Here is a 23,020-nt window from a genome sequence, read left to right on the forward strand (position 1 = left end):
GCTACGACCAGGGGCTGTTGACCCCGGCGTACTCCTCGAAGACCAGCCAGCTGCGGGTGGACAGCACCCCGGAGATGCGCTGGACCCGGTCCAGCACCACGTCCCGCAGGGTGGCGTTGTCCGGCGCGCGGACCAGGGCCAGCACGTCGTGCTCGCCGCTGAGCAGCGCCACGTGTTCGACGTAGCGCACCTGCGCCAGCTCCGCCGAGACCTCCCGCCAGGTGTTCTGCCGGATGGTCAACGCGATGTACGCCGAGGTGCCCAGGCCGGCCGGTTCCGGGGCGACCCGAGCGGTGAACCCGGTGATCACCCCGTCCCGGACCAGCCGCTCGACCCGGGCGTACGCGTTGGTCCGGGACACGTGCACCCGCTCGGCGAGGGTACGGATGGACATCCGCCCGTCGCGGGTCAACTCGTCGAGCAACCGCCGGTCCACCTCGTCCAGTTGTGCCGAACGTCCCGTGGCGCTCGTCACGGCCGGGCCGTTGACGGTCTCCTGGCCCATCGCAGCCTCCCCTAGGTGCCAATCATCCCGCGTTCACCGGGCATCTTGAGTCAATCATCCAACCAAAGGAGCATAGGGCCACCACACGTCCAGGAGGTTCGCCGTGACCACGACCCCCCAGGCGGCGCGCAGGGCGTCCCCGCGAAAGCGCCGGCCGGCCACCCCGGCCGCACCGGACCCGTCCGCCGGCCTGATGCCGCAGGCCGAGCCGGTCCGGTTGCTGAACTCCGACGGCACCCCGCTGCCTGCCCACCCCGACTATCCCGAGCCGCCCGTCGAGGCGCTGCGCGAGATGTACCGGCGGATGGTGGTCGGCCGACGCTTCGACGCGCAGGCCACCGCGCTGACCAAGCAGGGCCGGCTGGCCGTCTACCCGTCCTCCCGGGGCCAGGAGGCCTGCCAGGTCGGCGGCGTCCTGGCGCTGCGCGAGGACGACTGGGTGTTCCCCACCTACCGCGAGTCGATGGCGCTGACCGCCCGCGGCATCGACCCGGTCGAGGTGCTCACCCTGCTGCGCGGCGACTGGCACTGCGGGTACGACCCCACCGAGGTGCGCACCGCCCCGCAGTGCACCCCGCTGGCCACCCAGTGCGTGCACGCCGCCGGCCTGGCCTACGGCGAGTCGTACCAGGGGCGGGACACCGTCGCGCTGGTCTACATCGGTGACGGCGCCACCAGCGAGGGCGACTTCCACGAGGGCGTTAACTTCGCCGCCGTGTTCAAGGCACCGGTCGTCTACTTCGTGCAGAACAACAGGTACGCGATCAGCGTCCCGCTGTCCCGGCAGACCGCCGCGCCGACCCTGGCCTACAAGGGCGTCGGCTACGGGGTGCCGAGCGAGCAGGTCGACGGCAACGACCCGGTCGCGGTACTGGCGGTGCTGAACCGGGCCGTCGCGCACGCCCGGGCCGGCAAGGGGCCGTACCTGGTGGAGGCGCACACCTACCGGATGGAGCCGCACACCAACGCCGACGACCAGACCCGCTACCGCGACGCCGAGGAGGTCGAGGCCTGGCGCGAGCGTGACCCGATCACCCGGCTGGAGAGCTACCTGCGGGCCCGCGAGGTGCTCGACGACGCCGCCGTCGCCGAGATCGCCGAGGAGGCCGAGGCGTACGCGGCGCGGCTGCGCGAGCGGATGAACGTCCAGCCCACCGTCGACCCGCTCAGCCTCTTCGAGCACGTCTACGCCGAGCCCACCCCGCAACTGGTGGAGCAGCGGGAACAGGTACGCGCCGAGCTGGCCGCGACGCAGGAGGAGGACGCCTGATGGCCACCATGACGATGGCGAAGGCCCTCAACGCCGCCCTCGCCGACGCGATGCTCGACGACGAGCGGGTAGTCGTCTTCGGCGAGGACGTCGGCCAGTTGGGCGGGGTCTTCCGGATCACCGACGGCCTGCAGGCCCGCTTCGGCGACAAGCGCTGCTTCGACACCCCGCTGGCCGAGGCCGGCATCGTCGGGTTCGCCGTCGGGCTGGCCATGTCCGGGCTGCGTCCGGTGGTCGAGATGCAGTTCGACGCGTTCGCGTACCCGGCCTTCGAGCAGATCGCCTCGCACGTGGCGAAGCTGCGCAACCGCACCCGTGGCGCGCTCAGCGTGCCGATGGTCATCCGGGTGCCGTACGCCGGGGGCATCGGTGGGGTGGAGCACCACTGTGACTCCTCCGAGGCGTACTACGCCCACACCCCGGGCCTGAAGGTGATCACCCCGGCGACCGTCGCCGACGCGTACTCGCTGATGCGCGAGGCGATCGACGACCCGGACCCGGTGGTCTTCATGGAGCCGAAGAAGCTCTACTTCGCCAGCGGCGAGGCGGACCTTCCGGCGCGTACCGAGCCCTTCGGTCGGGCGGTCGTACGCCGGCCCGGCCGCGACGCCACCCTTGTCGCCTACGGCCCGGCGGTGCCGGTCGCCCTGGAGGCCGCCGAGGCCGCCAAGGAGGAGGGCTGGGACCTGGAGGTCGTCGACGTACGCACCATCGTGCCGTTCGACGACGCCACGATCGCCGCCTCGGTACGCCGTACCGGTCGCTGCGTGGTGGTGCAGGAGGCGCAGGGCTTCGCCGGGGTGGGCGCGGAGATCGCCGCCCGGGTGCAGGAGCGCTGCTTCCACGCCCTGCACGCCCCGGTGCTGCGGGTGTCCGGGTTGGACATCCCGTACCCCGCGCCGATGCTGGAGCACACCCACCTGCCCTCGGTCGACCGGGTGCTCGACGCGGTGGCCCGGCTGCAGTGGGACGACCAGCCGGACTCCCGGTGGCTGACCGACGGGGTGCCGGCATGAGCGAGCAGGTCTTCCTCCTACCCGACCTCGGCGAGGGGCTCGCCGAAGCGGAGATCGTGCAGTGGCGGGTCGCGGTCGGCGACGTCGTCACCGTGGACCAGACCGTGGTCGAGGTGGAGACCGCCAAGGCCGTCGTGGACGTGCCCTGCCCGTACGCCGGCCGGGTCGTGGCCCTGCACGGCGCGGAGGGTGAGGTGCGCCCGGTCGGCCAGCCGCTGATCACCGTGGCGGCGGACGGCGGGTCCGAACCGGTCGGGCACGCCGTCTACCGGGAGGAGGAGCGGGCCGGTTCCGGCAACGTCCTCATCGGGTACGGCACCGGACACGGCGGGGCACGCCGCCGTCGGCGGGCCCGCCCCGTCGCCCACGCCACCGCCTCGCCGGCCGCCCCGGCTCCGACGGCCCCAGCTCCGGCTCCGACGGCCCCAGCTCCGGCCGCCCCGGCGCCAGCGGCCGCCGTCCCGGCACCGGTGGTCACGTCCGTACCGTCACAGTCGGCCACGGCCCTGGTCATCTCGCCGATCGTGCGTCGGCTGGCCCGCGAGCGCGGGGTGGACCTGGCCACGGTACGCGGCAGCGGGCCCGGCGGCGTGATCCGGCGAGCGGACGTGGAGGCGGCGGCCGACGCCGCGACCTCCATCGCCGTTGACTCGCCCGTCGCCGTTGACTCGTCCGTCGCCGTTGACTCGTCCGCCGTGCAGTCGGCGGCGCACGTCGGGCTGGCCCCGACCGGGGCGGGGGATCAGGTCATTCCGTTGACCGGTATCCGCAAGGTGATCGCCGACAAGCTCTCCCGCAGTCGCCGGGAGATCCCCGAGGTGACCATCTGGGTGGACGCCGACGCCACCGCCCTGCTGGCGACCCGGGCCGCGATCAACGCCGCGTACCCCGACCGGCCGGTGAGCATCCTGGCCCTGCTGGCCCGCATCTGCCTGTCCGGCCTGCGGCGCTACCCGCAGCTCAACGCGCGGGTCGACACCGAGGGACAGCGGATCGTGCAGTCCGCCGGGGTGCATCTGGGCATCGCCGCCCAGACCGATCGGGGTCTGCTGGTTCCGGTGCTGCGCGACGCCGACCGGCTGACCACCATGGAACTGGCCGCCGAGTTGGCCGCCACCACGCAGGCCGCCCGTGCCGGCGAGCTGCCACCGGCGCGGCTGACCGGGGGCACCTTCACGCTCAACAACTACGGCGTGTTCGGTGTCGACGGCTCCACGCCGATCATCAACCACCCGGAAGCGGCGCTGCTCGGGGTGGGTCGCATCGTCGACAAGCCGTGGGTGGTCGACGGTCAACTCGCGGTCCGCAAGGTCACCCAGCTCAGCCTCACCTTCGACCATCGGGTCTGCGACGGCGGGGTGGCCGGCGGGTTCCTGCGGCATGTCGCCGATTGTGTCGAGCGGCCGGAGGCGCTCATCGCCGCCGTCTGAGTCCGGCACCACCACCACGCGCCCGGCATCCCCCCTACAAGGGGACGCCGGGCGCGTTCGGCTGTCCGCCGACCGGAGGGCGCCCGCTCGGCACGGGCCGGGACATTCGCGGCGGCACCGCCCTTCGCTGCGCTACCGGGTATCTGAGGGGCCGAGGCGGTGCGGAATTCGCGGAAGTGTCGGGGCCGCGCTTTTCTTCGCTCTTTCCGAAATTGCAAAACAGTCGGTGTCCGGCAGAGAGAATGTGGCAGAGGACGGAGATAAACGGGGGGACGATCATCATGAGGTTCAGGCGGCGACTGACGCTGTTCGCGGTGACCGTCGCGGCGGCACCGTTGGCGTTGGGGGCATGCACCAGCGACCGCAGGCCCGGCCAGCAGCAGGCCGAGGCGCGGGCCAAGCCGGAGGTGACCGTCACTCCGGCCGAGGGCACCCGTGACGTGCCGATCAGCGGCGAGATCGGCACCGACGTCAAGCACGGCCGGGTGACCGCCGTCCGCATCACCGACGACAAGGGCGCCGCCGTCGAGGCGGAGCCACGCGAGGACGGCACCGGATGGGTGCCGAGCAAGCCACTGGCACCGAAGCGGACGTACACCGCGGAGGTGACCGTCACCGGTGACTCGGGGGACACGGTCACCCGTAAGACCACGTTCACCACTCAGCCGAAATCGTCGAAACCGGCCATCAGTAGCGTGCTGTATTTCGCCGGCAATCGGACGTACGGCACGGCGATGCCGGTAACCGTCGCCTTCGACCCGCCCATTCCGAAAGAGGCGCGGGCGGATGTGCAGCGTCGATTGTTCGTGAAGACGGATCCGCCGCAGCCGGGCACCTGGTCCTGGGTGTCCGACGGCAGCCAGGTCTATTACCGGGCGCCCGACTTCTGGCGACCGGGGACGACGATCAGCGTCCGGTCGGGACTGGAGGGCCTGCCCATCGGCAAGGAGTACGTCGGCGACACGGACAAGCGGGCCACCTCGAAGATCGGCCGGCAGGTCCAGTTGGAGATCGACAACGCGACCAAGCGGATGTCGGTGTTCCAGGACGGCAAGCTGCTGCGCAAGCTGCCGGTCAGTCTCGGCAAACCGAGCACGCCGACCTCCAGCGGCAAGATGGTGATCATGGAGAAGCACGACTTCACCACCTTCGACACCCGGGGTTCGGCCGATCCGTACGTGGTCGACGTGGAGGACGCGCAGCGGCTCACCTGGCGCGGTGAGTTCATCCACGGCGCCCCGTGGTCGGAGGGGGACCAGGGCTACACCAACGTGTCGCACGGGTGCACGAACCTGTCGGCGGCCAACGCCGACTGGTTGATGGGCGTCACCCAGGTCGGCGACCTGGTCACCGTCAAGGGCACCGAGGTCCCACTCGACGAGGGCAACGGCTGGACCGCCTGGAACGTCAGCTGGGAGCAGTTCGCCAAGGGCAGCGCGCTGCCGGTGCCGGCCGGGCTGCAACCCACCCCGACCCAGGCGCCGGATCCCGGCGCGGTGGCCGGTGGCTCACCGGAGCCGGCACCGTCCGCCAGCGGCGGCTGAGGCGTCCGTACGCTCCGGGCCGGCTCGTCACGGGCCGGCCCGGATGCCGCCCGCGTCGGCGTACGACACCGGCGCGGGGGATCCTCCCTAGGGTGGACCCGGTGGGTCTGCGGGTCATGCCCTGGATCTACCCGGAACCATCTCTGCGCAGGGTGAAAGTGTCGGTCCCGCTGGATAGGTTCGACTCATGCGAGAGCGCGAGGAACGATTCCACGTCGAGACCACGGTGTCGGACGACGTGGTGTGCGTGCGCGTGGTGGGTGTGATCGACATCGCCACTGTCGGGGCGTTCCGGGCCGCGCTCTGGGCGGCACCGGCACGGTCGCAGCTGCGAGTGGACCTCTCCGAGGTCCGGCTGCTCTCCGCGGCCGGGGTGCGCGCGTTGATCGCCGCGCGGCTCTGGGTGCGGGCCCAGGGTGGCCAGTTGGTGCTTGTGGATCCGCCGCCGGTGGTCGACAAGGTGCTGCGCGCCACCGGTCTGCGCCGGGTCATCCCGATCGCCGAGGCGACCCCTGACCGGATGCTCGCGGCCGTCTGCTGACCAACAGAGCGGCGGCGTCGGACACCGGGGAGGCATCCGACGCCGCCGACGCTGCCCTCAGCGCACGCCGAGCAGGTCGACCACGAACACCAGGGTCTCGTTGGGCTTGATGACACCACCGGCACCCCGGCTGCCGTAGCCCAGGTGCGGCGGGATGGTCAGCTTGCGGCGACCGCCGACCCGCATCCCCACCACGCCCTGGTCCCAGCCGGAGATGACCCGTCCGCCGCCGAGCGGGAACTCGAACGCCTCGCCGCGGTTCCAGGACGCGTCGAACTCCGCGCCGGTGGAGTGCGCCACCCCCACGTAGTGGACCCGTGCCACCTGGCCAGGCTGGGCCTCCGGGCCGTCGCCGACGGTGATGTCCTCGATCACGAGGTCGGCCGGCGGGGCTCCCTCGATCGGACCGATCTCGGGCTTGCTCGCTGCCTGGTTCATGCGAATTCTCCTGTGACGTCGGTTTCAGTCAGCACAATCCTGCCGGATGCTACGGCAAGCGGCGGGCGTCACCTGGTGGTGACGCCCGCCGCGCGGGGGGAGTTGAGTCAGGTCAGCGGAGCCAACCGAACCGCTGGACGATCGGCAGCCGGGCCCAGGTGCGACCCAGACCCCAGGTGTCACCGGCGTTGGTCACCGCGAGCAGGGCCAGCACACCGGCGTAGATCAGGTGGTCGTCCATGAACGGGTTGTTGGCGGGCAGCAGGGCGGCGGTCCACATCAGCACCAGCAGCAGGCCACCGGCTGCGGCGGCGACGCGTACCCCGATGCCGAGCATCAGCGCCGTGCCGATGGCCGCCAGGCCGATCATGAACAGCCAGTCCGCCCAGGCGGCGCCGGCGATGCTGTTGTAGAACCCCTGGAACGGGCCGGTGGCGCCGAAGGTCAGGAAGCCCTTGGTGGGGCTGCCACCGTTGATCCAGGCGCTCTTCGCCTCGGTGGCGAATCCCAGACCGAAGAGCTTGTCCAGGAAGGCCCAGAGGAAGATCCAGCCCAGGGCCAGGCGGAGCCCGCCGAGGAGGTAGCGGGTGGCGCGCTTGCGGGCGGTGCGCTCCTGGACGGTCGGGGCCCCGGGAGTCTTGGCGGTGGCGGTGTTCCGCTCCATCATCGCGGTCATCGTGTCCACGTCCCTTCTCTGCTTCGCACCGCTGTCCCGGTGACATCTCCATTGGACGCCGGCCGGGTAGGTGGTGTGCAGGGCCGACCGGGCCATGACCGGGCGGGACCTTGTACCCGCCCCGACGGGACCTGGCGGGGGGACGGCCCACCCGGGGCAGGGGGTGGGCATGATCGCCATCCTAGACTCGGGCGGTCGGCGGCAGGATGGGGTGGATGCGACGATGACCAGTGGCGACGACTCCTCGACGGCGACGATCCCGGCCGAGGGCACACGTGGTGACGTGCTGGCGCGGGCCGGCCAGCGGGTGCATGCCGGGCTACGCCTCGGTGACCTGGTCCGGCGTCGTCCGGCGGGCCTGACCGCACACCAGTGGAACATCGCCGGCCGGGAACGTCTCGACCTCGTGGTGTCCGCTGTGGACAGCGACGACGTCGAGTTCGCCGTCGCGTTCCGGCCGCCGTCGTCCGACCCGGCCGCCCGTCGCGTCGAACGGGCCACCGCAGCGGTCACCGCCGCCGTCGGGCTGCCCGTGCTGCGGATCGTGTCGTCCACCCTGAACGCGGCCGAACACGGGCCGGGGATCGTCACGTACCTGCTCGACGCCCGCCGGTACGCCGAGGGCGCCGCTGGGACCGACGTGGCCGCCGTCGGCTTCCGAGACATCGTCGGCCGGCTGCCCGACGGCCGCACCGGGCCGGTGAACGATCTGGGCGCGCTCGCTCGGGCGGACGCGGTCGAGGCGTACGTGGCCCGGCGGTTGGCCGACCCGATCCTGCGGGGACTGCACGTCCGCTGGACGGCCGGCCCGGCCGAGGGCTGGGCCTGGGTCGAGGTACGCCCCGGGCAGTGCCTCGTGGAACGGGTGTCGCTGCACGCGCACCGCCTCTCCTGCGGCGTCGACCCCGCTCGACTCGCCGAGGATCTGGCCGCGCTCGCGGTCGGCGACCGGCTGCGCAAGCCGGACGCCGACATTCCGATATTGGTCGATCGTGCGGAACTGCTCGGTGACATTCGGCGACTACGTGAACGCCGCGACGAACTCGCCGACGGCTTCGCCTACGACCATCTCTGCCAGGCATGACGCCTGCCGGTCGACGCATCGACTGATCCGGCGTACCTGCGCCGAAAAAAACTCCGCCGACTTTGAACCCCCGTCGTGGCGGGTCCGTACCTCACCGGGAATGGACAGGATCCCCGACCCGCACCGACAGGCGCGGGAGACGGTGCGGAAAGGGCATCGTCGTTAGTCGACGTGCCATCGGTGCGTTCGGATGTCCGCCGGGCGTGCCACCACGATTCCGTTCGGTCCGTCGAGTCACGAATCAGGTACCGGATCGAGAAGGAGAGCAATTCGATGCGCAGGTCCCCCCGGTCGCGCCGACCATCCGGTAACACGCGGACGAAGCGACTGCTGGCCATCGGCGCCACGCTCGCCGTATTCGGCGGTGTGGTCGCCGTGACCCAGATCTCATCGGCCGGTGACCGACGGCCGCACAAGCAGACCCGTCCGGTCGCGGCCGAATGCGTCGCGCCGAGCCCTGGCGCCACCGCGCCGGCCGCTCGTGGCGCCACCACCACCCGCACCTTCCAGAACGGCCGTTGGGTGACCAACCACTGGGGTGACGGACAGCAGACCATCGAAGAATGCCAGGAGACCCGCAGCGGCGGTGGCGCGACCACCGGCTCGCTCGCCGTGGCCTGCCCCGACGTGGTCAGCCGGCTGCCGCAGGTGCCGGACCGGGCGCGCGCCGAGGTGGACCGTAACCTGGCCCTGCTGCAGACCCAGATCACCGACGCCGACAAGCGGCTCGCCGCCGAGGGCAACAAGGGTCAGGGCTTCATCAACAACGCCATCCTGGCTCCGCTGGCCAGCAAGCGACGCGCCACGCTCGACCGGATCACCATCGCCATCGACCGGTTCGGCCCCCGGCCGCGCGGTCTGGCCGACCTCGCCAAGTGCCAGGCGCGGCCGGTCAACAACAACAACGGCGGCAACCCCGACAACGGCAACCCCAACAACGGCGGTGGCAACAACGGCGGGAACAATGGTGGGAACAACGGGGGCAACCCGAACAACGGCCTCGACGTGCTGGCGAACAACTGCAACAACAGCCAGTTGCAGCCGCACGACGGCTTCCAGAACGGCAACCGTTGCATCAGCACCGCCTTCGGTGAGGTCGGTGCCGCGGCCAACAACCCGTCGCTGCTGATCACCGAGTTCCCGCAGCAGATCGACCGCAACCAGGGCTTCGCCATCCGGGTGAGCACCCGCAACCTGGTCCGGGACCGCTTCCTGCCGGCCGGGCAGGGCGGCTACTACCTGGAGAGTTCGCTGCTCAACGGTGAAGGACTGACCCGCGGTCACTTCCACACCGCGTGCCGGATGTTGAACAACACCGACGAGGCGCCCGCGCCGGAACCGGTGCCTGCCTTCTTCGTCGCCACCGAGGACGGCGGCGGCGGTAGCCAGCCGGACAGCGTGGTCATCCAGATTCCGGGCCTGCCGGAGTCGGGTACCGCGCAGTGCGCGGTCTGGGCCGGTGACGGCTCGCACCGTATCCCGATGTCGGAGCGGGCGAACCAGACTCCCGCCTTCGACGCGGTACGGATTCAGGTCAACTGATCCGGTGAACTGACTCGACAACGACCAGGGCCGCCCGGGAGGACTTCCTCCGGGCGGCCCTGGTCGTGAAAGAGCGCACGCGGTGAGTTGCCGCGGGCGATCGCTGTTCAGCGGTTCTTGTACGCCTCGACGACCTCGACCGGGATGCGACCCCGCTCGGAAATCTTGTAACCGTTGCTGATCGCCCATTCGCGGATGGCGCGGTTCTGCTCACGGTTCATTCCCGGAGTCGCCGGGCCGGTGACGCGGCGAACGCTGCGGGTGGTGTCGGTGCCACGCCCGAGTCTGCGGCCGGCATTGATAAACGGGTCCAGCGCCTTGCGGAGGACGCCCGCGTTCTCGTCGGAGACATCGATGGTGTACGCCACGCCATCCAGGCTGAACTCGACCGTCCGGTCGGCTTTTCCGCCGTCGAGGTCGTCAGTCAGTACCGTGATTACTTTTCTCGCCATCGTTGATTACTCCCTGTGTGTGGCGGGGTGTGGTCAAAGTTTGACGTATGCCCAGCCAATTGCGCAACAAAAGCACCCCTTGTTGCGCGTCGCGTTTTGCGGTTCATCGAAATCCCGATTTGGCGACCTTGCTTCCAGTAGTGGTGTCAGCGCCCGGCAGCGGTCGCATCCGGCCGCTTCAAGTGTCCTGGATCACATCACGGAACAATGAGCGCTCCTCGCGACTTGAGCCTGACACGCTCAACTCAATGGGATAGCAGGTGTTCGATGGCAACTCTTCCGGTACTTCCACTGACCGACGCCGTACTGCTGCCCGGCATGGTCATCCCGGTGACCCTCGACCCGACCACCCAGGCCGCGGTCGACGCGGCCCGTGCCACCGGCGACCACAAGCTGCTCGCCGTGCCCCGCCTGGACGGCGAGTACGGCTCCGTCGGCGCGATCGCCACCATCGAGAAGGTCGGCCGGCTGCCCAGCGGCGAACCGGCCGCCGTGATCCGCGGCATCGCCCGTGCCCGCATCGGCTCCGGGGTGCCCGGTCCCGGCGCGGCGCTCTGGGTCGAGGCGTCCGAGATCGACGAACCCGCCCCGGCCGGCAGAGCCCGGGAACTGGCCCGCGAGTACCGCGCCCTGGTCACCTCCGTGCTCCAGCAACGCGGCGCGTGGCAGGTCATCGACGCGGTGGAGCGGATGACCGACCTCGGCGAGCTGGCCGACTCGGCCGGCTACGCGCCCTGGCTCAGCCTGGCGCAGAAGACCGAACTGCTTGCCGCACCGGACGTCACCGCGCGGCTGGAACTGCTCGTCGGCTGGGTGAAGGACCACCTGGCCGAGCAGGAGGTCACCGAGCAGATCAACTCCGAGGTACGCGAAGAGCTGGAGAAGACGCAGCGGGAGTTCCTGCTGCGCCAGCAGCTCGCCGCGATCCGCAAGGAACTCGGCGAGGACGCCCCGGACGGCTCGGCCGACTACCGGGCCCGCGTCGAGACCGCCGACCTGCCCGAAAAGGTACGCGAGGCGGCGCTGCGCGAGGTCGGCAAGCTGGAACGGGCCAGCGACGCCTCCCCGGAGGCGGGCTGGATCCGTACCTGGCTGGACACGGTGCTGGAAATGCCGTGGAGCACGCGTACCGAGGACAACACCGACCTGACCGCGGCGCGGGCCGTGCTCGACGCCGACCACGCCGGTCTGTCCGATGTGAAGGATCGCATTCTGGAATATCTGGCGGTGCGCAACCGGCGGGCCGAGCGTGACCTCGGCGTGATCGGCGGTCGCGGCTCCGGCGCGGTGCTGGCCCTGGCCGGTCCGCCCGGCGTCGGCAAGACCAGCCTCGGCGAATCCGTCGCCCGGGCACTCGGCCGCCGCTTCGTCCGGGTCTCCCTCGGCGGCATCCGCGACGAGGCGGAGATCCGCGGTCACCGACGCACCTACGTCGGCGCGCTGCCGGGCCGGATCGTCCGGGCGCTGCGCGAGGCGGGCTCGATGAACCCGGTGGTGCTGCTCGACGAGGTCGACAAGCTCTCCGCGGGGTACGCGGGCGACCCGGCCGCCGCCCTGCTGGAGGTGCTCGACCCGGCGCAGAACCACACCTTCCGGGACCACTACCTGGAGGTCGACCTCGACCTGTCCGACGTGCTGTTCCTGGCCACCGCCAACGTGGTGGAGGCCATTCCCGGCCCGCTGCTGGACCGGATGGAACTGGTCACCCTGGACGGCTACACCGAGGACGAGAAGGTGGCCATCGCCCGGGATCACCTGCTGCCCCGGCAGCGGGAGCGGGCCGGGCTGACCGCCGACGAGGTCGACGTGGACCCCTCGGCGCTTAGCCGCATCGCGGGGGAGTACACCCGGGAGGCCGGCGTACGGCAGCTGGAACGGGCGCTTGCGAAGATCATGCGCAAGGTCGCGGTGGCGCTCACCGACGACCCGGCGCGGGTCCGCGTCGACGCCGACAACCTGGTCCGCTACCTCGGCCGGCCGAAGCACACGCCGGAGTCGGCGGAGCGTACGGCGGTGCCGGGGGTGGCCACCGGCCTGGCGGTCACCGGTGCCGGGGGAGACGTGCTGTTCATCGAGGCGACCAGCATGGAGGGTGAGCCCGGACTGACCCTTACCGGTCAGCTCGGTGACGTGATGAAGGAGTCGGCGCACATCGCCCTGTCCTACCTACGGGCCAACGGTCGCCGGCTGGGTCTGGACCCCAACGCCCTGGCCGGGCGGCGGATCCACCTGCACGTGCCGGCCGGCGCGGTGCCCAAGGACGGCCCCAGTGCGGGCATCACCATGGTCACCGCCCTGGCCTCGCTGGCCAGCGGACGCCCGGTACGCCCCGAGTTCGGGATGACCGGTGAGGTGACGCTCTCCGGTCGGGTGCTGCCCATCGGCGGGGTGAAGCAGAAGCTGCTCGCCGCGCACCGGGCCGGCCTGACCGAGGTGATCATCCCGGCCCGCAACGAGCCGGACCTCGACGACCTGCCCACCGAGGTCCGCGAGGCGCTGACCGTGCACACCCTGGCCGACGTCGCCGACGTCCTCGCCCTGGCCCTGCGCCCGGCCGACGCCGACACCCTCATCACCCCCAACCTCACCCCCGCCTGAGGTGTAAGGAAGGGCACCTTGTTAACGCATTCTGCATAGCAGGGTGCCCCTGTTAACAACGGGCAAGCCACGGGCACCTGTGCCGCCACGCAAGGCGGCACAGGTGCCCGTATGTCGTTGCGCGTGGGGTGAGAAGGGTTCCCTTCTATACGCGAGGCGTTAACAAGGTGCCCTTCCTTGCACACACCCCGTACGCCTCAGGGGCGGTCGTCGCGGTCGCGGCGGACGGTGGCCTTGCGGCCCTTGATGGTGCTGCCACGCAGCCCGGCGATCACCTCGTCGGCGACGGCGATCGGCACCTCGACCAGGGAGAACCGGTCGGCGATCTCGATCGAGCCGATGTCGCGGCCCCGGATGCCGGTCTCCCCGGTGATCGCACCGACCAGGTCCTGCGGGCGCACCCCGGCACGGCGACCCAGACCGATGAAGACCTGGGTGGTGCCGTTGCTGCGGGGCCGGGCCGGGCGGCGGTCGCCGCCGCGGGCGTCGGCACCGGGCCGGGACTCCCGCGGGGCGCGGACCGCCACCTGGGGGATCTCCTCGGCGGCCTCCTCGGCGCCGGGCAGGGTCGCCTCGTGGGCCAGCTTCACCGCAGCCAGCGCCACCTCCATCAGGTCGAACTCGTCGCTGAGCGTCTCGACGATGACCCGGAACGGATCGAGGTCGTCCTCCAGCAAGCTCTCCCGCAGCGCCGCCTGGGTCAGCTCCAGCCGGCGGGTACGCAGGTCGGCCACCGTCGGGATCTTGTCGATGGTGATCCGCTGCCCGGTGACCCGTTCGATGGTCTTGAGCATCCGGTGTTCGCGCGGCTCGGCGAGGGTGATCGCCACCCCTTCCCGCCCGGCCCGGCCGACCCGGCCGATGCGGTGCACGTACGACTCCGGGGCCGACGGCACGTCGTAGTTGACCACGTGGCTGAGCTGCTCGACGTCCAGCCCACGGGCCGCCACGTCGGTGGCGACCAGCAGGTCGGCGGTGCCGCCGCGCAGCCGGCCCATCACCCGGTCGCGCTGTTCCTGGCTCATCCCGCCGTGCAGCGCCTCGGCCCGGTAGCCGCGCCCGTTCATCGTCTCGGTGAGCCGGTCGACCTCTTCCCGGCTGCGGCAGAACACGATCGCCGCGGTCGGCGACTCGACGTCCAGCACCCGGCCCAGCGCCGCCGGCTTGTGCGCCCGCGCCACCAGGTACGCGCTCTGGCGTACCCGGGGGGCCTCGCCGGCCACCGGCTGCTCCCGGGCGATGAGGATGCGGACCGGATCGGTCAGATGGGCGCGGGCCATCCCGTCGATGCGCGACGGCATGGTCGCCGAGAACAGCACGGTCTGTCGCTGCTCGGGGGTGTGCTCCAGGATCGCCTCGATGTCCTCGGCGAAGCCCATGTCGAGCATCTCGTCGGCCTCGTCGAGCACCACCGTGGCGAGGTTGCCCAGCCGCAGCGTGCCCCGGGCGATGTGGTCGAGTGCCCGGCCCGGCGTGGCGACCACCACGTCGACCCCGTTGTCCAGGGCGCGCAACTGCCGGCCGATCGGCTGTCCGCCGTAGATCGGCAGCACCCGGGCACCGAGATCCTTGCCGTAGCGGTGGAAGGCCTCGGAGACCTGCACGGCCAGCTCCCGCGTCGGCACCAGCACCAGGGCGACCGGGTCGCCGGTGGGTCGCTCGTCGGGCATGCGTTGCAGCAGCGGAAGGGCGAACGCGGCCGTCTTGCCGGTGCCCGTGGCGGCCTGCCCGAGCAGGTCCCGACCGGCCAGCAGCGGACCGATGGCCTCCCGCTGGATCGGCGTGGGCTCCTCGTAGCCGAGCGCGGAGAGCGCGGCGAGCAGTTCGGAACGCAGGCCAAGGTCCGCGAAGGCGGGCGGCTCGGTGGACGGGTCCGGCAGTACGGGCGTGGAACTCATGGGTCAAGTTTTTCATTACGCCCCCGGCCGCATTGCGGCGACCACCGCAACACCGCCAACGACCGGCGGCGATAAGGACGGTGCGCACCCATTCAGGGAAAATGGGAGGATTGCTCGGACTCATCCCGCAAAGTGTGGTTACTGTCGGCAACAGGCGAACCCACACCGGGAGAGAGGACCCGACCATGCGAGTGCCCAGTCGAAGTCCGGGACAGCGGCCTGGTCCTCCTGCCGCACCGGCCCGGCGTCGCCCGCGTGGCCCGGGACGGCAGCCGGCCGCGAACGGTCCCGATCTGGACGCCTACCGCGCCGCCGTGGCGGAACTGCTCGTCGAGGTGGGTGCGCTCGCGTCGGCCAGCAGCACCAAGGCCCGCCAGGTGCTGATCGACCAGCGGCTGCGCGAGCCGGCCATCGCCGCGGTGCTCGACGCCACGCCTCAGGGGCTGATCGGCGCCCGGGAGACCCTGTTGCTGGAGATGGCCAGATACCAGCCCAACGCGCGCAGCTCGGCCGCGGACCTGACCGCCCTGGTGCGGATCTATCTGCTGTCCCGCATCGACGTGATGTGGTGGCGGGACGCGGGCACCTTCCTCACCGACATCGAGGTCCACCACAGCGTCGACCTCGTCGACCTGGACTGGCTGCGGCGTCGGGACCTGCTGCACTTCCGCTACACCGAGCAGCCCCGCACCCTGGTCGGACGGGGAGTACGCGCACTGCGCCGCCGGGTGCTGCCCGACGCCACTCCGCGTACCGCCGGTCTGCTGTTCCGCCGGGCGCGGCGGGAGGTGGTCGCGCTGCTCAACGACATCGGTCGTGAGTTCGCCGCGGTGACCCCGGCGGGCACCCCGCCGCTGTGGGTGACCAGCCTGGTGCGCAGCGCCGAGCACCAGTACCGGCTGCGCCGGCTGGGTTACGCCGCGATGGTGCCCAGCGGACACTGCCTCGGCTGGGCGGTCGACCTGGAGATGGAGTGGTTCGGCCGGTACGGCGTCCGGGACACCCTCGCCGGGCTCCTGTTGAACCGGCAGCGCTCCGGCGAGATCAACGTGGTCGACGAGGGTCAGGCCTGGCACGTCTGTCTGGCACCGACCGCGACCGCACGCCTGCGCCGGGCGTACGAAGCCGAGATGGGGATCTGACGCGATGTGCGGGATCGTACTCAGCCTCGGTCCGGAGGCCGATCCGGTGATCTTCCGCAGGATGCTCGCCGTGCTCGCCGCCCGTGGCGAGGTCACCGAGACCCGGTACGAGGCCGGCCTGCTCGCCGGCACCCGCCGGCTGCGGGTGGTGGACCGGGACCGGGCGGTGCAGCCGTGGGTCTCCGCCGACGAACGCTGGCTGCTCTGCTACAACGGCGAGGTCTTCAACCACCACCAGCTGCGCGCGCAGCTGAGCGGGCTGGGGCATCGCTTCCGCAGCGCCAGCGACACCGAGGTGGTGCTCGCCGCCTTCGCGCAGTGGGGCGAGCAGATGGTGACCCGGCTGCGCGGCGAGTACGCGTTCGCCATCGTGGAGCGGGCCACCGGCCGGGCCTACCTGGTGCGGGATCCGCTCGGAGTGAAGCCGCTGTACCTGTCGCGTACGCCGGGCTGTCTGCACGTCGCCAGCGAGGTCAAGGCGCTGGTCCGGGCGGGCGCACCGGTGGTCGAGGTGCCGCCCGGCCACCACGGTTGGGTCGACGCCGACCACCAGGTTCACCTGCGCCCGTACGTGGAGCTGCTCTCCCTCGGTGCCGATGCGCCGTTGGTGACGGATCCGGACGAGGCCGCCCTGCTCGTCCGTACCACGCTCACCGACAGCATCCAGGTGCGGCTGGACACCGACCTCACGGTGGGTGTGGTGCTCTCCGGCGGGCTGGACAGCTCCCTGGTGCTGCTGCATGCCGCGCAGCGGCACCCGGACTGCGTCGCGGTCACCGTCGGCGTGCCGGACAGCCCTGACGTGGCGTACGCGCGGCGACTGGCCAGGGAACTCGGCGTCCGGCACGAGGTCGTCGAGCTGCGGCCCCGGGACATCCGGCTGGCCGACGTGCGGGAGGCGATCCGGATCTCCGAGCTGACCGAGTACGGCGACATCATCAACGCGGTGGTCTCGGTGCCCATCTTCCGACGCCTGGCCGAGTTGGGCGTCAAGGTCGTGCTCACCGGCGACGGCTCGGACGAACTGTTCGGCGGCTACCCGATGTATCACGAGGTCGGCCCCCAGGCGGCGCGGCGGCTGTTCCTGCACAAGATCCGCAACCTCTGTCGTACGGAGTTGCAGCGCGTCGACCGCACCAGCATGGGCTTCGGGGTGGAGGCCCGGGTGCCCTTCCTCGACCTGGCCCTCGTCGAGTTGGCGATGCGCCTGCCGATCGAGTTGAAGATGCGCGAGGGGCAGGAGAAGTGGATCGTCCGGCAGGCCTTCGCGGACCTGCTGCCCGACTACATTCGGCGGCGGCCGAAGAACCCGATGTCGTACTCCTCCGGGTTGCACGAGCGGGCCCGGCTGTACAAGCCGCTGTTCGCCCGGCTGCACCGCACGTTCGGCTACCACCTGTTGGAGCCGGTCCGCCGCGACTTCGACAGCGTCCTGACGAGCTGCGACAACGACCTGGACGCGGCGATCGCGGCCGGTCGGGAACGGCGGGACTACACCGTGCTGGAACACGCCCGCGACCTGGTCGGCGCGGCCCGGTGGAACGCCGCCCCGATGGTTCGTCGCCTGGTCACTCCGCGCCGCAACCGAGTCTCATCGCGTCGCAACCGAGACGACGGAGCACCGCTGCCCGGTTGACCCGGCGGCCCAGGTTGACTCTGACACCGTGTCAGCGTCGACCGTGGAGGGGCCATGTTCACCATCGGAGATTTCGCCAACCTGGGCCGGGTGTCGGTACGGATGCTGCGGCACTACGACAGCATCGGGCTGCTCCGCCCGGCCGCCGTCGACCCGCACAGCGGCTACCGCTACTACACGGCCGCCCAACTGGGTCGACTGAATCGGGTGATCGCACTCAAGGAGCTGGGGCTGCCGCTCGGCCAGGTGCGGGCGATCCTCGACGAAGCGGTCGACAGCACCGAGTTGCGCGGCATGCTGCGGCTGCGTCGAGCACAGCTGGAGGCGCAGATGGCGGCAGACACCGCCCGCCTGGCCGGCGTCGAGGCGAGACTCCGCATGATCGAGACGGAGGGTCGGATGACCAGCCAGGATGTCGTCATCAAGGAAATCTCCCCGATTCGGGTCGCGACGCTGTCGGCGGTCGCGGGGAGCTACGACGGGGCGGACATCGCGCCCGCGTTGACCCCGCTCTACCCGGAGCTGTTCCGTCGGCTTGAGGCCGCCGACATTCGCCCCGCCGGGCCGGCGCTGGCCTGGTACGACGCGGCCGACGACGGTGAGGCCGTCATCGTGCACGCCGGAGTGGGGATTGACGTCGACGCGGCGGGCCCGGACGTGACAGTGGTGGAATTGCCGGCGATTACCGCGGCGACGACGGTCCACCACGGTTCGATGCTCACGGCCGACCAGAGCATCCAGGTGCTGGCCCGGTGGGTCGAGGAGAACGGCTGGCGAGCGGATGGCTTTGCCCGCGAGTTCTACCTGGAGTACTGCGCGGACGAGCCCGACAAGGGCGTCACCGAACTGCAACTGCCGGTGCTTCGGACCTGACCGTCGCTGGCTGCCCGGCACGGGGCGGGTGGCCATGGAATCCGACGGCCGTGGCCCCGGTCACGGCCTTCGGGCGGCTCGGTGTCGGTTTCGGCGCGCTGCGGATGCCGGTGTCAGATCTCCTCGTCGGTTGCGGTGCGGATTCGTCTGACCAGCTGCTCCAGGGCGGCCACCTCGGCGCGCAGCGCGGTGCGGCCCGCCCGGGTCAGCCGCAACCAGGTGACCGGTCGGCGTCCCTCGTAGCCCTTGGTGGACTGGAGCAGCCCGGCCTGCTCCAGGATCCGCAGGTGGCGGTTGAGGTTGCCGTCGGTCAGGCCCAACTCGTCGCGGAGCGTGGCGAAGCGGCATTCGGTCGCCTCGCTGAGCATGGTGAGGATGCCGAGGCGTACCCGCTGGTGCACCACGTCGTCGAGGGCCGTCGCCGGGTGCGGCGACGACCCGGCGTCCGGGCCGCCGAAGCGTGGCTCGGTCACCTGGAGTGGCGGGCTGTCGCCAGGTTGACGGCGGCGACGACCAGCAGGGGCAGGGCCATCAGGACAAGATAATGGGCCGTTCGCAGCGACAGTTGGCCGCCGGCACCACTACCGCCGATGAGAACGCTGGTCCAGCCGGGCAGATGCCCGAGCGGGAAGGAGGTGCACAGCCAGGCGGTGAGTGCGGCGATCCAGGTGCCGGCGGCGACCAAGCCACGGCTGTGTTCGGCCCGGCCCAGCACCACGACGGCGGCGGCCAGGGGGAGCAGCGGGGTCAACAGGCCGGCCCAGCGCGGGCCGGAGGCGGAGACGAGGCCGTCCGGAACCGGGCCGACCGGCACCGCCGCGAGCACGGCGAGCAGCACCAGGACGCCGAGCCCGGTGGCGGCGGCCAACGGCCAGCCGACCCGTACGCCGTGACGGTGGGCCCGCCACGCGTACCAGAGCGCGATGACGGCGAACAGCAACGGTGTGCCGAGGAACCAGAACAGGTAGGACGCCACCGGGCTGACCTGTTCGTCGGGCAGTCCCGCCCAGAACGGGTGCTTCGCGTCGATCGAGTAGGGGCGGGTCAGTGGGTGGCGGTAGAGGGCGGCGCTGGCCAGCAGCAGTACGGCGAAGCCGAGGGCCGGAAGCCACGCCCCGCCGTGGGCTCCGGTGGGGGCCGAGAACAAGGAGTGGGCAAGGTTCAGCCGGTGAGCAGCAGGGCGCCGACCGCCGCCAGGGTGCCGAGCACCGCCAGCACGGTGCTGGTCAGCAGGAATCGCGCCAGCGGCACCCGTACCCGCGCGGCCCGGCATCGTTCCAGCCACAGCAGGGTGGCCAGGGAGGCCCAGGGCAGGGCAAGCGGGCCGACGTTGGTGCCGACCAGCAGCGCGAGCAGGCGCTGCCGGTCGCCGGTCGGCAGCACCGCCTCGCCGGCCAGGTACGCGGGCAGGTTGTTCACCAGGTTGGCCAGCAGCGCGCCGGTGCCGCCGGCGCGCAGCACCCCCGACGTGCCCCCTTCGTCACCGGCGAGCCAGGCGACCAGGTCGTTGAGCCCGTGCACGCCGATGGTCTGGATCACCAGGAACAGCCCGGTGACGAAGACCAGCAGCCGCCAGGGCAGCAGAGCCGGGCGCAACGTGCCGGGGGAGCGGATCGCGAAGCCGAGCAGCAGCAGGCAGGTGGCGACGGCCGAGGCGAGCCCGACCGGCGCCCCGAGAAGGATGGCGGCGACGAAGAGCAGGCAGGCGACGAGCGCCGTGCGGTACAGCACCGCGTCGGTGGGCCGGTGTGTCGGCGGTGGCGGGAACCGGCCGTCCGGTGGTTGGTCCCGCCGCCACCAGAACCACCAGAGCAGGACGGTGGTGACCGCGATCGCCGCCAGTTGGGGCAACCACATGACGCCCAGGTAGGCCAGCGGGTCCAGCCCGATCCGTTCGCTGGCCAGCAGGTTCGTCAGGTTGGACACCGGCAGCAGCAGGCTCGCCGTGTTGGCCAGCCAGACCGTGGTCACCGCCAGCGGTGCCACCGCGGTGCGCAGCGTCACTGCCAGCGCGAGCATCACCGGGGTGAGCAGCACCGCCGTGGTGTCCAGGTTGAGCACGATGGTGGTCAGCGCGGCGAAGCCGACGCAGAGCGCGAACAGCGCGGGCCAGCGCCCTCGGGCGGCGCGGGCCATCCGGGTCGCCAGCACGTCGAAGACGCCGGCGGCGGCGGTCAGTTCGGCGAGCACCACCACCGTGCCGAGGAAGATCAGCAGGGGCAGGATCCGGGTGAGGGTGGCGGCGGCGTCGGCGCGGGGCAGCAGCCCGGTCGCGACACAGGCGGCACCGGCCAGCGCCAGCCCGACGGCGATCACGTCCAGCGGGTGTGGCCTGCGGCCAGGTGGTGTCGGGGCGTCCCCGATGGCGGTCACGGCCGGCCATCCTCGCACGTCCGCGATGTCTCACCGGCGCCGGAGCCGGCCGACGTGACGGCGGCGGCACCGGGGGGATGAAACACGCCGCCGGCCGGCGCCACCTGCGGTCAGGCGCCGGCCGGCGGTCTGGCTGACGGTCAGCCGGCCGGTGGGTAGGGGTCGTCCTGGTAGGTGTACTCCGTCTCGATGCGGCCGTCGGCGGTGTGCACCACGAGCTGACTGGGCTCGCTGCCGTGGGCCGCCTCGCGCCCGGCGGAGACCGCGCGGTGCTTCGTGTCGTACGTGCCGACCGTGGTGCCGCCCTGCTCGACCTTCCAGCCACCACCGTCGGGCACGACGTGATACTCGGTGCGGGTCATCTCGGCATCCCTTCCTGGTACCAGAGGTGCCGACGAGGTACCCGGGACGCGAGGGACAAAACGCGACAGGGAACCAGGGGGATGCGCCGGGGCGGACGCCGTCCGCCCCGGCGATCTCCTACCAGCTCAGATAACTGGGCTGGGTCTGGACGTTCAGCTCACGGAACTGGACCAGCTTGGCCGTCCAGGTCCGCCAGTCGTTGAGGTCCAGCACGTCCAGCCCCTTCTGGATGTCGGACGAGTAGATGTGTCCGTTGTAGTAGTAGGCCGACCAGGAGCCGCCGACGACCAGCTGGGTGTCCGACAGCGGTCCCCGCTCCCAGAAGCCGATCTCGGTGGGCCGGCGGGAGTCGGTGAAGTCCCACACCGAGATGCCGCCCTGGTACCACGCCTGGACCATGATGTCCTTGCCGAGCACCGGGATCAGCGAGCCGTTGTGCGCCACGCAGTTCTCGGTGTCGCCGTTGGTCCGCGGGATCTTGTAGTAGCTGCGGAACTCCAGCTTGCGCTTGTCGCCCCGGCCGGTGAGGTCGTAGATCGCGTTGGCGCCGCGCTCCGGGCCGACGGTCTCGTTGCAGGTGGCACCGCCGCCACCGCCCAGTTCGTCGGTGAAGACGACCTTGGTGCCGCGGTTGTTGAAGGTGGCCGAGTGCCAGAAGGCGAAGTTGGTGGTGTCCCGGACCCGGTGCAGCACCCGGGGGGCCTCCCGCTTGCTGATGTCCAGCAGCACCCCGTCGCCCATGCACGCGCCGGCGGCCAGGTCCTTCTGCGGGTAGGCGGTGATGTCGTGGCAGCCGGTGGTCGCCGAGGCGCCGGTGCGGCCCTCGTAGCCGCCGTCGGGGAAGAGGTTCGGGGTGGCGACCACGGCGGCGTCGGTCGGCTTCTTCAGCGGCACCTTGACGATGCTGATCGAGTCGTGCGGCGGCTGGCAGTCCGGGAAGGCGTCCTGCGGACTGTACGAGGAGACGTACAGGTAGACCGACTTGGTGTTCTTGGCCGGCACCAGGGTGTGGGTGTGCGAGCCGCAGGCGGTCTCCACCGACTTGATGTAGCGCGGCTGCTGCTTGTTCCGGACGTCGAAGATCTTGATGCCCTCCCACGACTCCTTCACCGAGGCAGGCTGGGAGACGCTGCTGCACGAGTCGTCGCTGCGGGACGAGTCGGTCGACAGGAAGAGCAGGTCACCGTAGATGGAGATGTCGTTCTGGGAACCCGGACAGAGCACCTGCGAGACGATCTTCGGCTGGCTGGGCCGGGACACGTCGTAGATGACGAAGCCGTCGTAGTTGCCGACGAAGGCGTACCTGCCTTGGAAGGCGATGTCGGTGCCGAGGGCGTTCGTGGTGTTGAACGGCGACTGTTTCGGCAGGTTGGCGATCAGCCTGAGGTTGGGGCTGTGGGCGATCTCGTCGACGCCGAGCGGCGGCGCGGCGGCCGACGTCGAGGTGGCGACCGCCAGCGTGACCGGCCCGGCGTTGCCGGGTGCGGCGGCGATGCTGGCGAGGAGCAGCCCGGTGGCGGCGGCGCTGGCGACGCGTAACCACCGCGCCCGCGCCGGAGTCGGTATGACCATCGGCGACACCCTTCGGGAAGGAAGGACCTTTCTCGTACCATACGCCCCAGTGGAGGTCATCGATGTG

21 protein-coding genes are annotated in these 23,020 nt (G+C 71.2%); 11 read left to right on the forward strand and 10 right to left on the reverse strand.

The window, feature by feature from the left end; translation table 11 throughout:
* Position 1: 1 nt before the first annotated feature.
* Positions 2-505 carry an Lrp/AsnC family transcriptional regulator gene (locus C1A38_RS03150; protein ID WP_102656309.1) on the reverse strand — a complete coding sequence of 168 codons (504 nt, stop codon included), beginning with the start codon at positions 503-505 and terminating at the stop codon, positions 2-4.
* Between the two features lie 103 nt (positions 506-608).
* On the opposite strand from C1A38_RS03150, the gene pdhA reads away from it, so the two are divergent.
* The 5 genes from pdhA (at position 609) to C1A38_RS03175 (ending at position 6,306) form a co-directional block, all read left to right on the forward strand.
* The gene (pdhA, locus tag C1A38_RS03155) at positions 609-1,775 is read left to right on the forward strand and encodes a pyruvate dehydrogenase (acetyl-transferring) E1 component subunit alpha (RefSeq protein WP_102656310.1); all 1,167 of its coding nucleotides are present in this window, start codon (positions 609-611) and stop codon (positions 1,773-1,775) included.
* Positions 1,775-2,791, forward strand: coding sequence for an alpha-ketoacid dehydrogenase subunit beta (locus C1A38_RS03160; RefSeq protein ID WP_102656311.1), 1,017 nt, complete (start codon positions 1,775-1,777; stop codon positions 2,789-2,791). Before pdhA ends, C1A38_RS03160 begins: the two co-directional genes overlap by 1 nt.
* Positions 2,788-4,221 (forward strand): dihydrolipoamide acetyltransferase family protein, encoded by a 1,434-nt coding sequence (locus C1A38_RS03165; RefSeq protein WP_102656312.1) that lies wholly within the window; start codon positions 2,788-2,790, stop codon positions 4,219-4,221. Before C1A38_RS03160 ends, C1A38_RS03165 begins: the two co-directional genes overlap by 4 nt.
* 281 nt (positions 4,222-4,502) lie before the next feature.
* The gene (locus tag C1A38_RS03170) at positions 4,503-5,765 is read left to right on the forward strand and encodes a L,D-transpeptidase (protein ID WP_102656313.1); all 1,263 of its coding nucleotides are present in this window, start codon (positions 4,503-4,505) and stop codon (positions 5,763-5,765) included.
* A gap of 187 nt (positions 5,766-5,952) precedes the next feature.
* Positions 5,953-6,306 (forward strand): STAS domain-containing protein, encoded by a 354-nt coding sequence (locus C1A38_RS03175; protein ID WP_102656314.1) that lies wholly within the window; start codon positions 5,953-5,955, stop codon positions 6,304-6,306.
* Positions 6,307-6,363: 57 nt separating this feature from the next.
* Here C1A38_RS03175 and C1A38_RS03180 read toward each other — a convergent pair whose 3' ends face one another.
* Together C1A38_RS03180 and C1A38_RS03185 are read right to left on the reverse strand one after the other, a co-directional pair.
* Positions 6,364-6,744: an FKBP-type peptidyl-prolyl cis-trans isomerase gene (locus tag C1A38_RS03180; RefSeq protein WP_102656315.1), complete on the reverse strand. Its 381-nt coding sequence runs from the start codon at positions 6,742-6,744 to the stop codon at positions 6,364-6,366.
* Positions 6,745-6,856: 112 nt separating this feature from the next.
* Positions 6,857-7,408: a hypothetical protein gene (locus C1A38_RS03185; RefSeq protein ID WP_373306982.1), complete on the reverse strand. Its 552-nt coding sequence runs from the start codon at positions 7,406-7,408 to the stop codon at positions 6,857-6,859.
* 181 nt (positions 7,409-7,589) lie between these two features.
* Here C1A38_RS03185 and C1A38_RS03190 point away from each other — a divergent pair, with 181 nt between their 5' ends.
* On the forward strand, positions 7,590-8,504 hold the full coding sequence (locus tag C1A38_RS03190; protein WP_233196585.1) for a hypothetical protein: 915 nt from the start codon (positions 7,590-7,592) through the stop codon (positions 8,502-8,504).
* Between the two features lie 273 nt (positions 8,505-8,777).
* Complete coding sequence (locus C1A38_RS03195) at positions 8,778-10,046, forward strand: hypothetical protein (protein ID WP_102656317.1); 1,269 nt, start codon at positions 8,778-8,780, stop codon at positions 10,044-10,046.
* A gap of 107 nt (positions 10,047-10,153) precedes the next feature.
* Here the strand turns inward: C1A38_RS03195 and C1A38_RS03200 are convergent, their stop codons facing one another.
* Positions 10,154-10,498 (reverse strand): histone-like nucleoid-structuring protein Lsr2, encoded by a 345-nt coding sequence (locus C1A38_RS03200; RefSeq protein WP_102656318.1) that lies wholly within the window; start codon positions 10,496-10,498, stop codon positions 10,154-10,156.
* Positions 10,499-10,765: 267 nt separating this feature from the next.
* Between C1A38_RS03200 and lon the strand changes: the two genes are divergently transcribed.
* On the forward strand, positions 10,766-13,096 hold the full coding sequence (gene lon / locus C1A38_RS03205; RefSeq protein ID WP_102656319.1) for an endopeptidase La: 2,331 nt from the start codon (positions 10,766-10,768) through the stop codon (positions 13,094-13,096).
* A 197-nt stretch (positions 13,097-13,293) separates the two neighbouring features.
* Here lon and C1A38_RS03210 read toward each other — a convergent pair whose 3' ends face one another.
* Positions 13,294-14,994: a DEAD/DEAH box helicase gene (locus tag C1A38_RS03210; protein WP_102656320.1), complete on the reverse strand. Its 1,701-nt coding sequence runs from the start codon at positions 14,992-14,994 to the stop codon at positions 13,294-13,296.
* Between the two features lie 185 nt (positions 14,995-15,179).
* Between C1A38_RS03210 and C1A38_RS03215 the strand changes: the two genes are divergently transcribed.
* The 3 genes from C1A38_RS03215 to C1A38_RS03225 are packed head-to-tail and all read left to right on the forward strand — an operon-like array spanning position 15,180 to position 18,645.
* Positions 15,180-16,136 (forward strand): DUF5715 family protein, encoded by a 957-nt coding sequence (locus C1A38_RS03215; RefSeq protein WP_102656321.1) that lies wholly within the window; start codon positions 15,180-15,182, stop codon positions 16,134-16,136.
* Positions 16,137-16,140: 4 nt separating this feature from the next.
* Complete coding sequence (locus tag C1A38_RS03220; RefSeq protein WP_102656322.1) at positions 16,141-17,772, forward strand: asparagine synthetase B family protein; 1,632 nt, start codon at positions 16,141-16,143, stop codon at positions 17,770-17,772.
* A gap of 54 nt (positions 17,773-17,826) precedes the next feature.
* Positions 17,827-18,645 carry a MerR family transcriptional regulator gene (locus C1A38_RS03225; RefSeq protein WP_102656323.1) on the forward strand — a complete coding sequence of 273 codons (819 nt, stop codon included), beginning with the start codon at positions 17,827-17,829 and terminating at the stop codon, positions 18,643-18,645.
* A gap of 113 nt (positions 18,646-18,758) precedes the next feature.
* Here C1A38_RS03225 and C1A38_RS03230 read toward each other — a convergent pair whose 3' ends face one another.
* The 5 genes from C1A38_RS03230 to C1A38_RS03250 form a co-directional block, all read right to left on the reverse strand.
* On the reverse strand, positions 18,759-19,118 hold the full coding sequence (locus C1A38_RS03230; protein WP_102656324.1) for a winged helix-turn-helix domain-containing protein: 360 nt from the start codon (positions 19,116-19,118) through the stop codon (positions 18,759-18,761).
* On the reverse strand, positions 19,115-19,792 hold the full coding sequence (locus tag C1A38_RS03235) for a hypothetical protein (RefSeq protein ID WP_102656325.1): 678 nt from the start codon (positions 19,790-19,792) through the stop codon (positions 19,115-19,117). Before C1A38_RS03235 ends, C1A38_RS03230 begins: the two co-directional genes overlap by 4 nt.
* Positions 19,793-19,806: 14 nt before the next feature.
* Positions 19,807-21,018, reverse strand: a complete 1,212-nt coding sequence (locus C1A38_RS03240) for an ArsB/NhaD family transporter (RefSeq protein WP_102656326.1) — start codon at positions 21,016-21,018, stop codon at positions 19,807-19,809.
* 140 nt (positions 21,019-21,158) lie between these two features.
* The gene (locus C1A38_RS03245; RefSeq protein WP_102656327.1) at positions 21,159-21,380 is read right to left on the reverse strand and encodes a DUF2188 domain-containing protein; all 222 of its coding nucleotides are present in this window, start codon (positions 21,378-21,380) and stop codon (positions 21,159-21,161) included.
* Between the two features lie 118 nt (positions 21,381-21,498).
* Complete coding sequence (locus C1A38_RS03250) at positions 21,499-22,953, reverse strand: LVIVD repeat-containing protein (RefSeq protein WP_102656328.1); 1,455 nt, start codon at positions 22,951-22,953, stop codon at positions 21,499-21,501.
* Between the last annotated feature and the right edge of the window lie 67 nt (positions 22,954-23,020).

This window comes from Verrucosispora sp. ts21 (genome assembly GCF_002879555.1).
GTDB lineage: Bacteria > Actinomycetota > Actinomycetes > Mycobacteriales > Micromonosporaceae > Micromonospora > Micromonospora gifhornensis.

Bases quoted from the DNA above. Each gene is read 5' to 3' on its own strand.
- C1A38_RS03200 (WP_102656318.1), bottom strand. From the start codon at position 10,498: ATGGCGAGAAAAGTAATCACGGTACTGACTGACGACCTCGACGGCGGA.
- lon (WP_102656319.1), top strand. From the start codon at position 10,766: ATGGCAACTCTTCCGGTACTTCCACTGACCGACGCCGTACTGCTGCCC.
- C1A38_RS03220 (WP_102656322.1), top strand. From the start codon at position 16,141: ATGTGCGGGATCGTACTCAGCCTCGGTCCGGAGGCCGATCCGGTGATC.
- C1A38_RS03210 (WP_102656320.1), bottom strand. From the start codon at position 14,994: ATGAGTTCCACGCCCGTACTGCCGGACCCGTCCACCGAGCCGCCCGCC.
- C1A38_RS03185 (WP_373306982.1), bottom strand. From the start codon at position 7,408: ATGGAGCGGAACACCGCCACCGCCAAGACTCCCGGGGCCCCGACCGTC.
- C1A38_RS03215 (WP_102656321.1), top strand. From the start codon at position 15,180: ATGCGAGTGCCCAGTCGAAGTCCGGGACAGCGGCCTGGTCCTCCTGCC.
- C1A38_RS03180 (WP_102656315.1), bottom strand. From the start codon at position 6,744: ATGAACCAGGCAGCGAGCAAGCCCGAGATCGGTCCGATCGAGGGAGCC.
- C1A38_RS03195 (WP_102656317.1), top strand. From the start codon at position 8,778: ATGCGCAGGTCCCCCCGGTCGCGCCGACCATCCGGTAACACGCGGACG.
- C1A38_RS03170 (WP_102656313.1), top strand. From the start codon at position 4,503: ATGAGGTTCAGGCGGCGACTGACGCTGTTCGCGGTGACCGTCGCGGCG.
- C1A38_RS03225 (WP_102656323.1), top strand. From the start codon at position 17,827: ATGTTCACCATCGGAGATTTCGCCAACCTGGGCCGGGTGTCGGTACGG.
- C1A38_RS03250 (WP_102656328.1), bottom strand. From the start codon at position 22,953: ATGGTCATACCGACTCCGGCGCGGGCGCGGTGGTTACGCGTCGCCAGC.
- C1A38_RS03175 (WP_102656314.1), top strand. From the start codon at position 5,953: ATGCGAGAGCGCGAGGAACGATTCCACGTCGAGACCACGGTGTCGGAC.
- C1A38_RS03190 (WP_233196585.1), top strand. From the start codon at position 7,590: ATGATCGCCATCCTAGACTCGGGCGGTCGGCGGCAGGATGGGGTGGAT.
- C1A38_RS03165 (WP_102656312.1), top strand. From the start codon at position 2,788: ATGAGCGAGCAGGTCTTCCTCCTACCCGACCTCGGCGAGGGGCTCGCC.
- C1A38_RS03245 (WP_102656327.1), bottom strand. From the start codon at position 21,380: ATGACCCGCACCGAGTATCACGTCGTGCCCGACGGTGGTGGCTGGAAG.
- C1A38_RS03160 (WP_102656311.1), top strand. From the start codon at position 1,775: ATGGCCACCATGACGATGGCGAAGGCCCTCAACGCCGCCCTCGCCGAC.
- C1A38_RS03150 (WP_102656309.1), bottom strand. From the start codon at position 505: ATGGGCCAGGAGACCGTCAACGGCCCGGCCGTGACGAGCGCCACGGGA.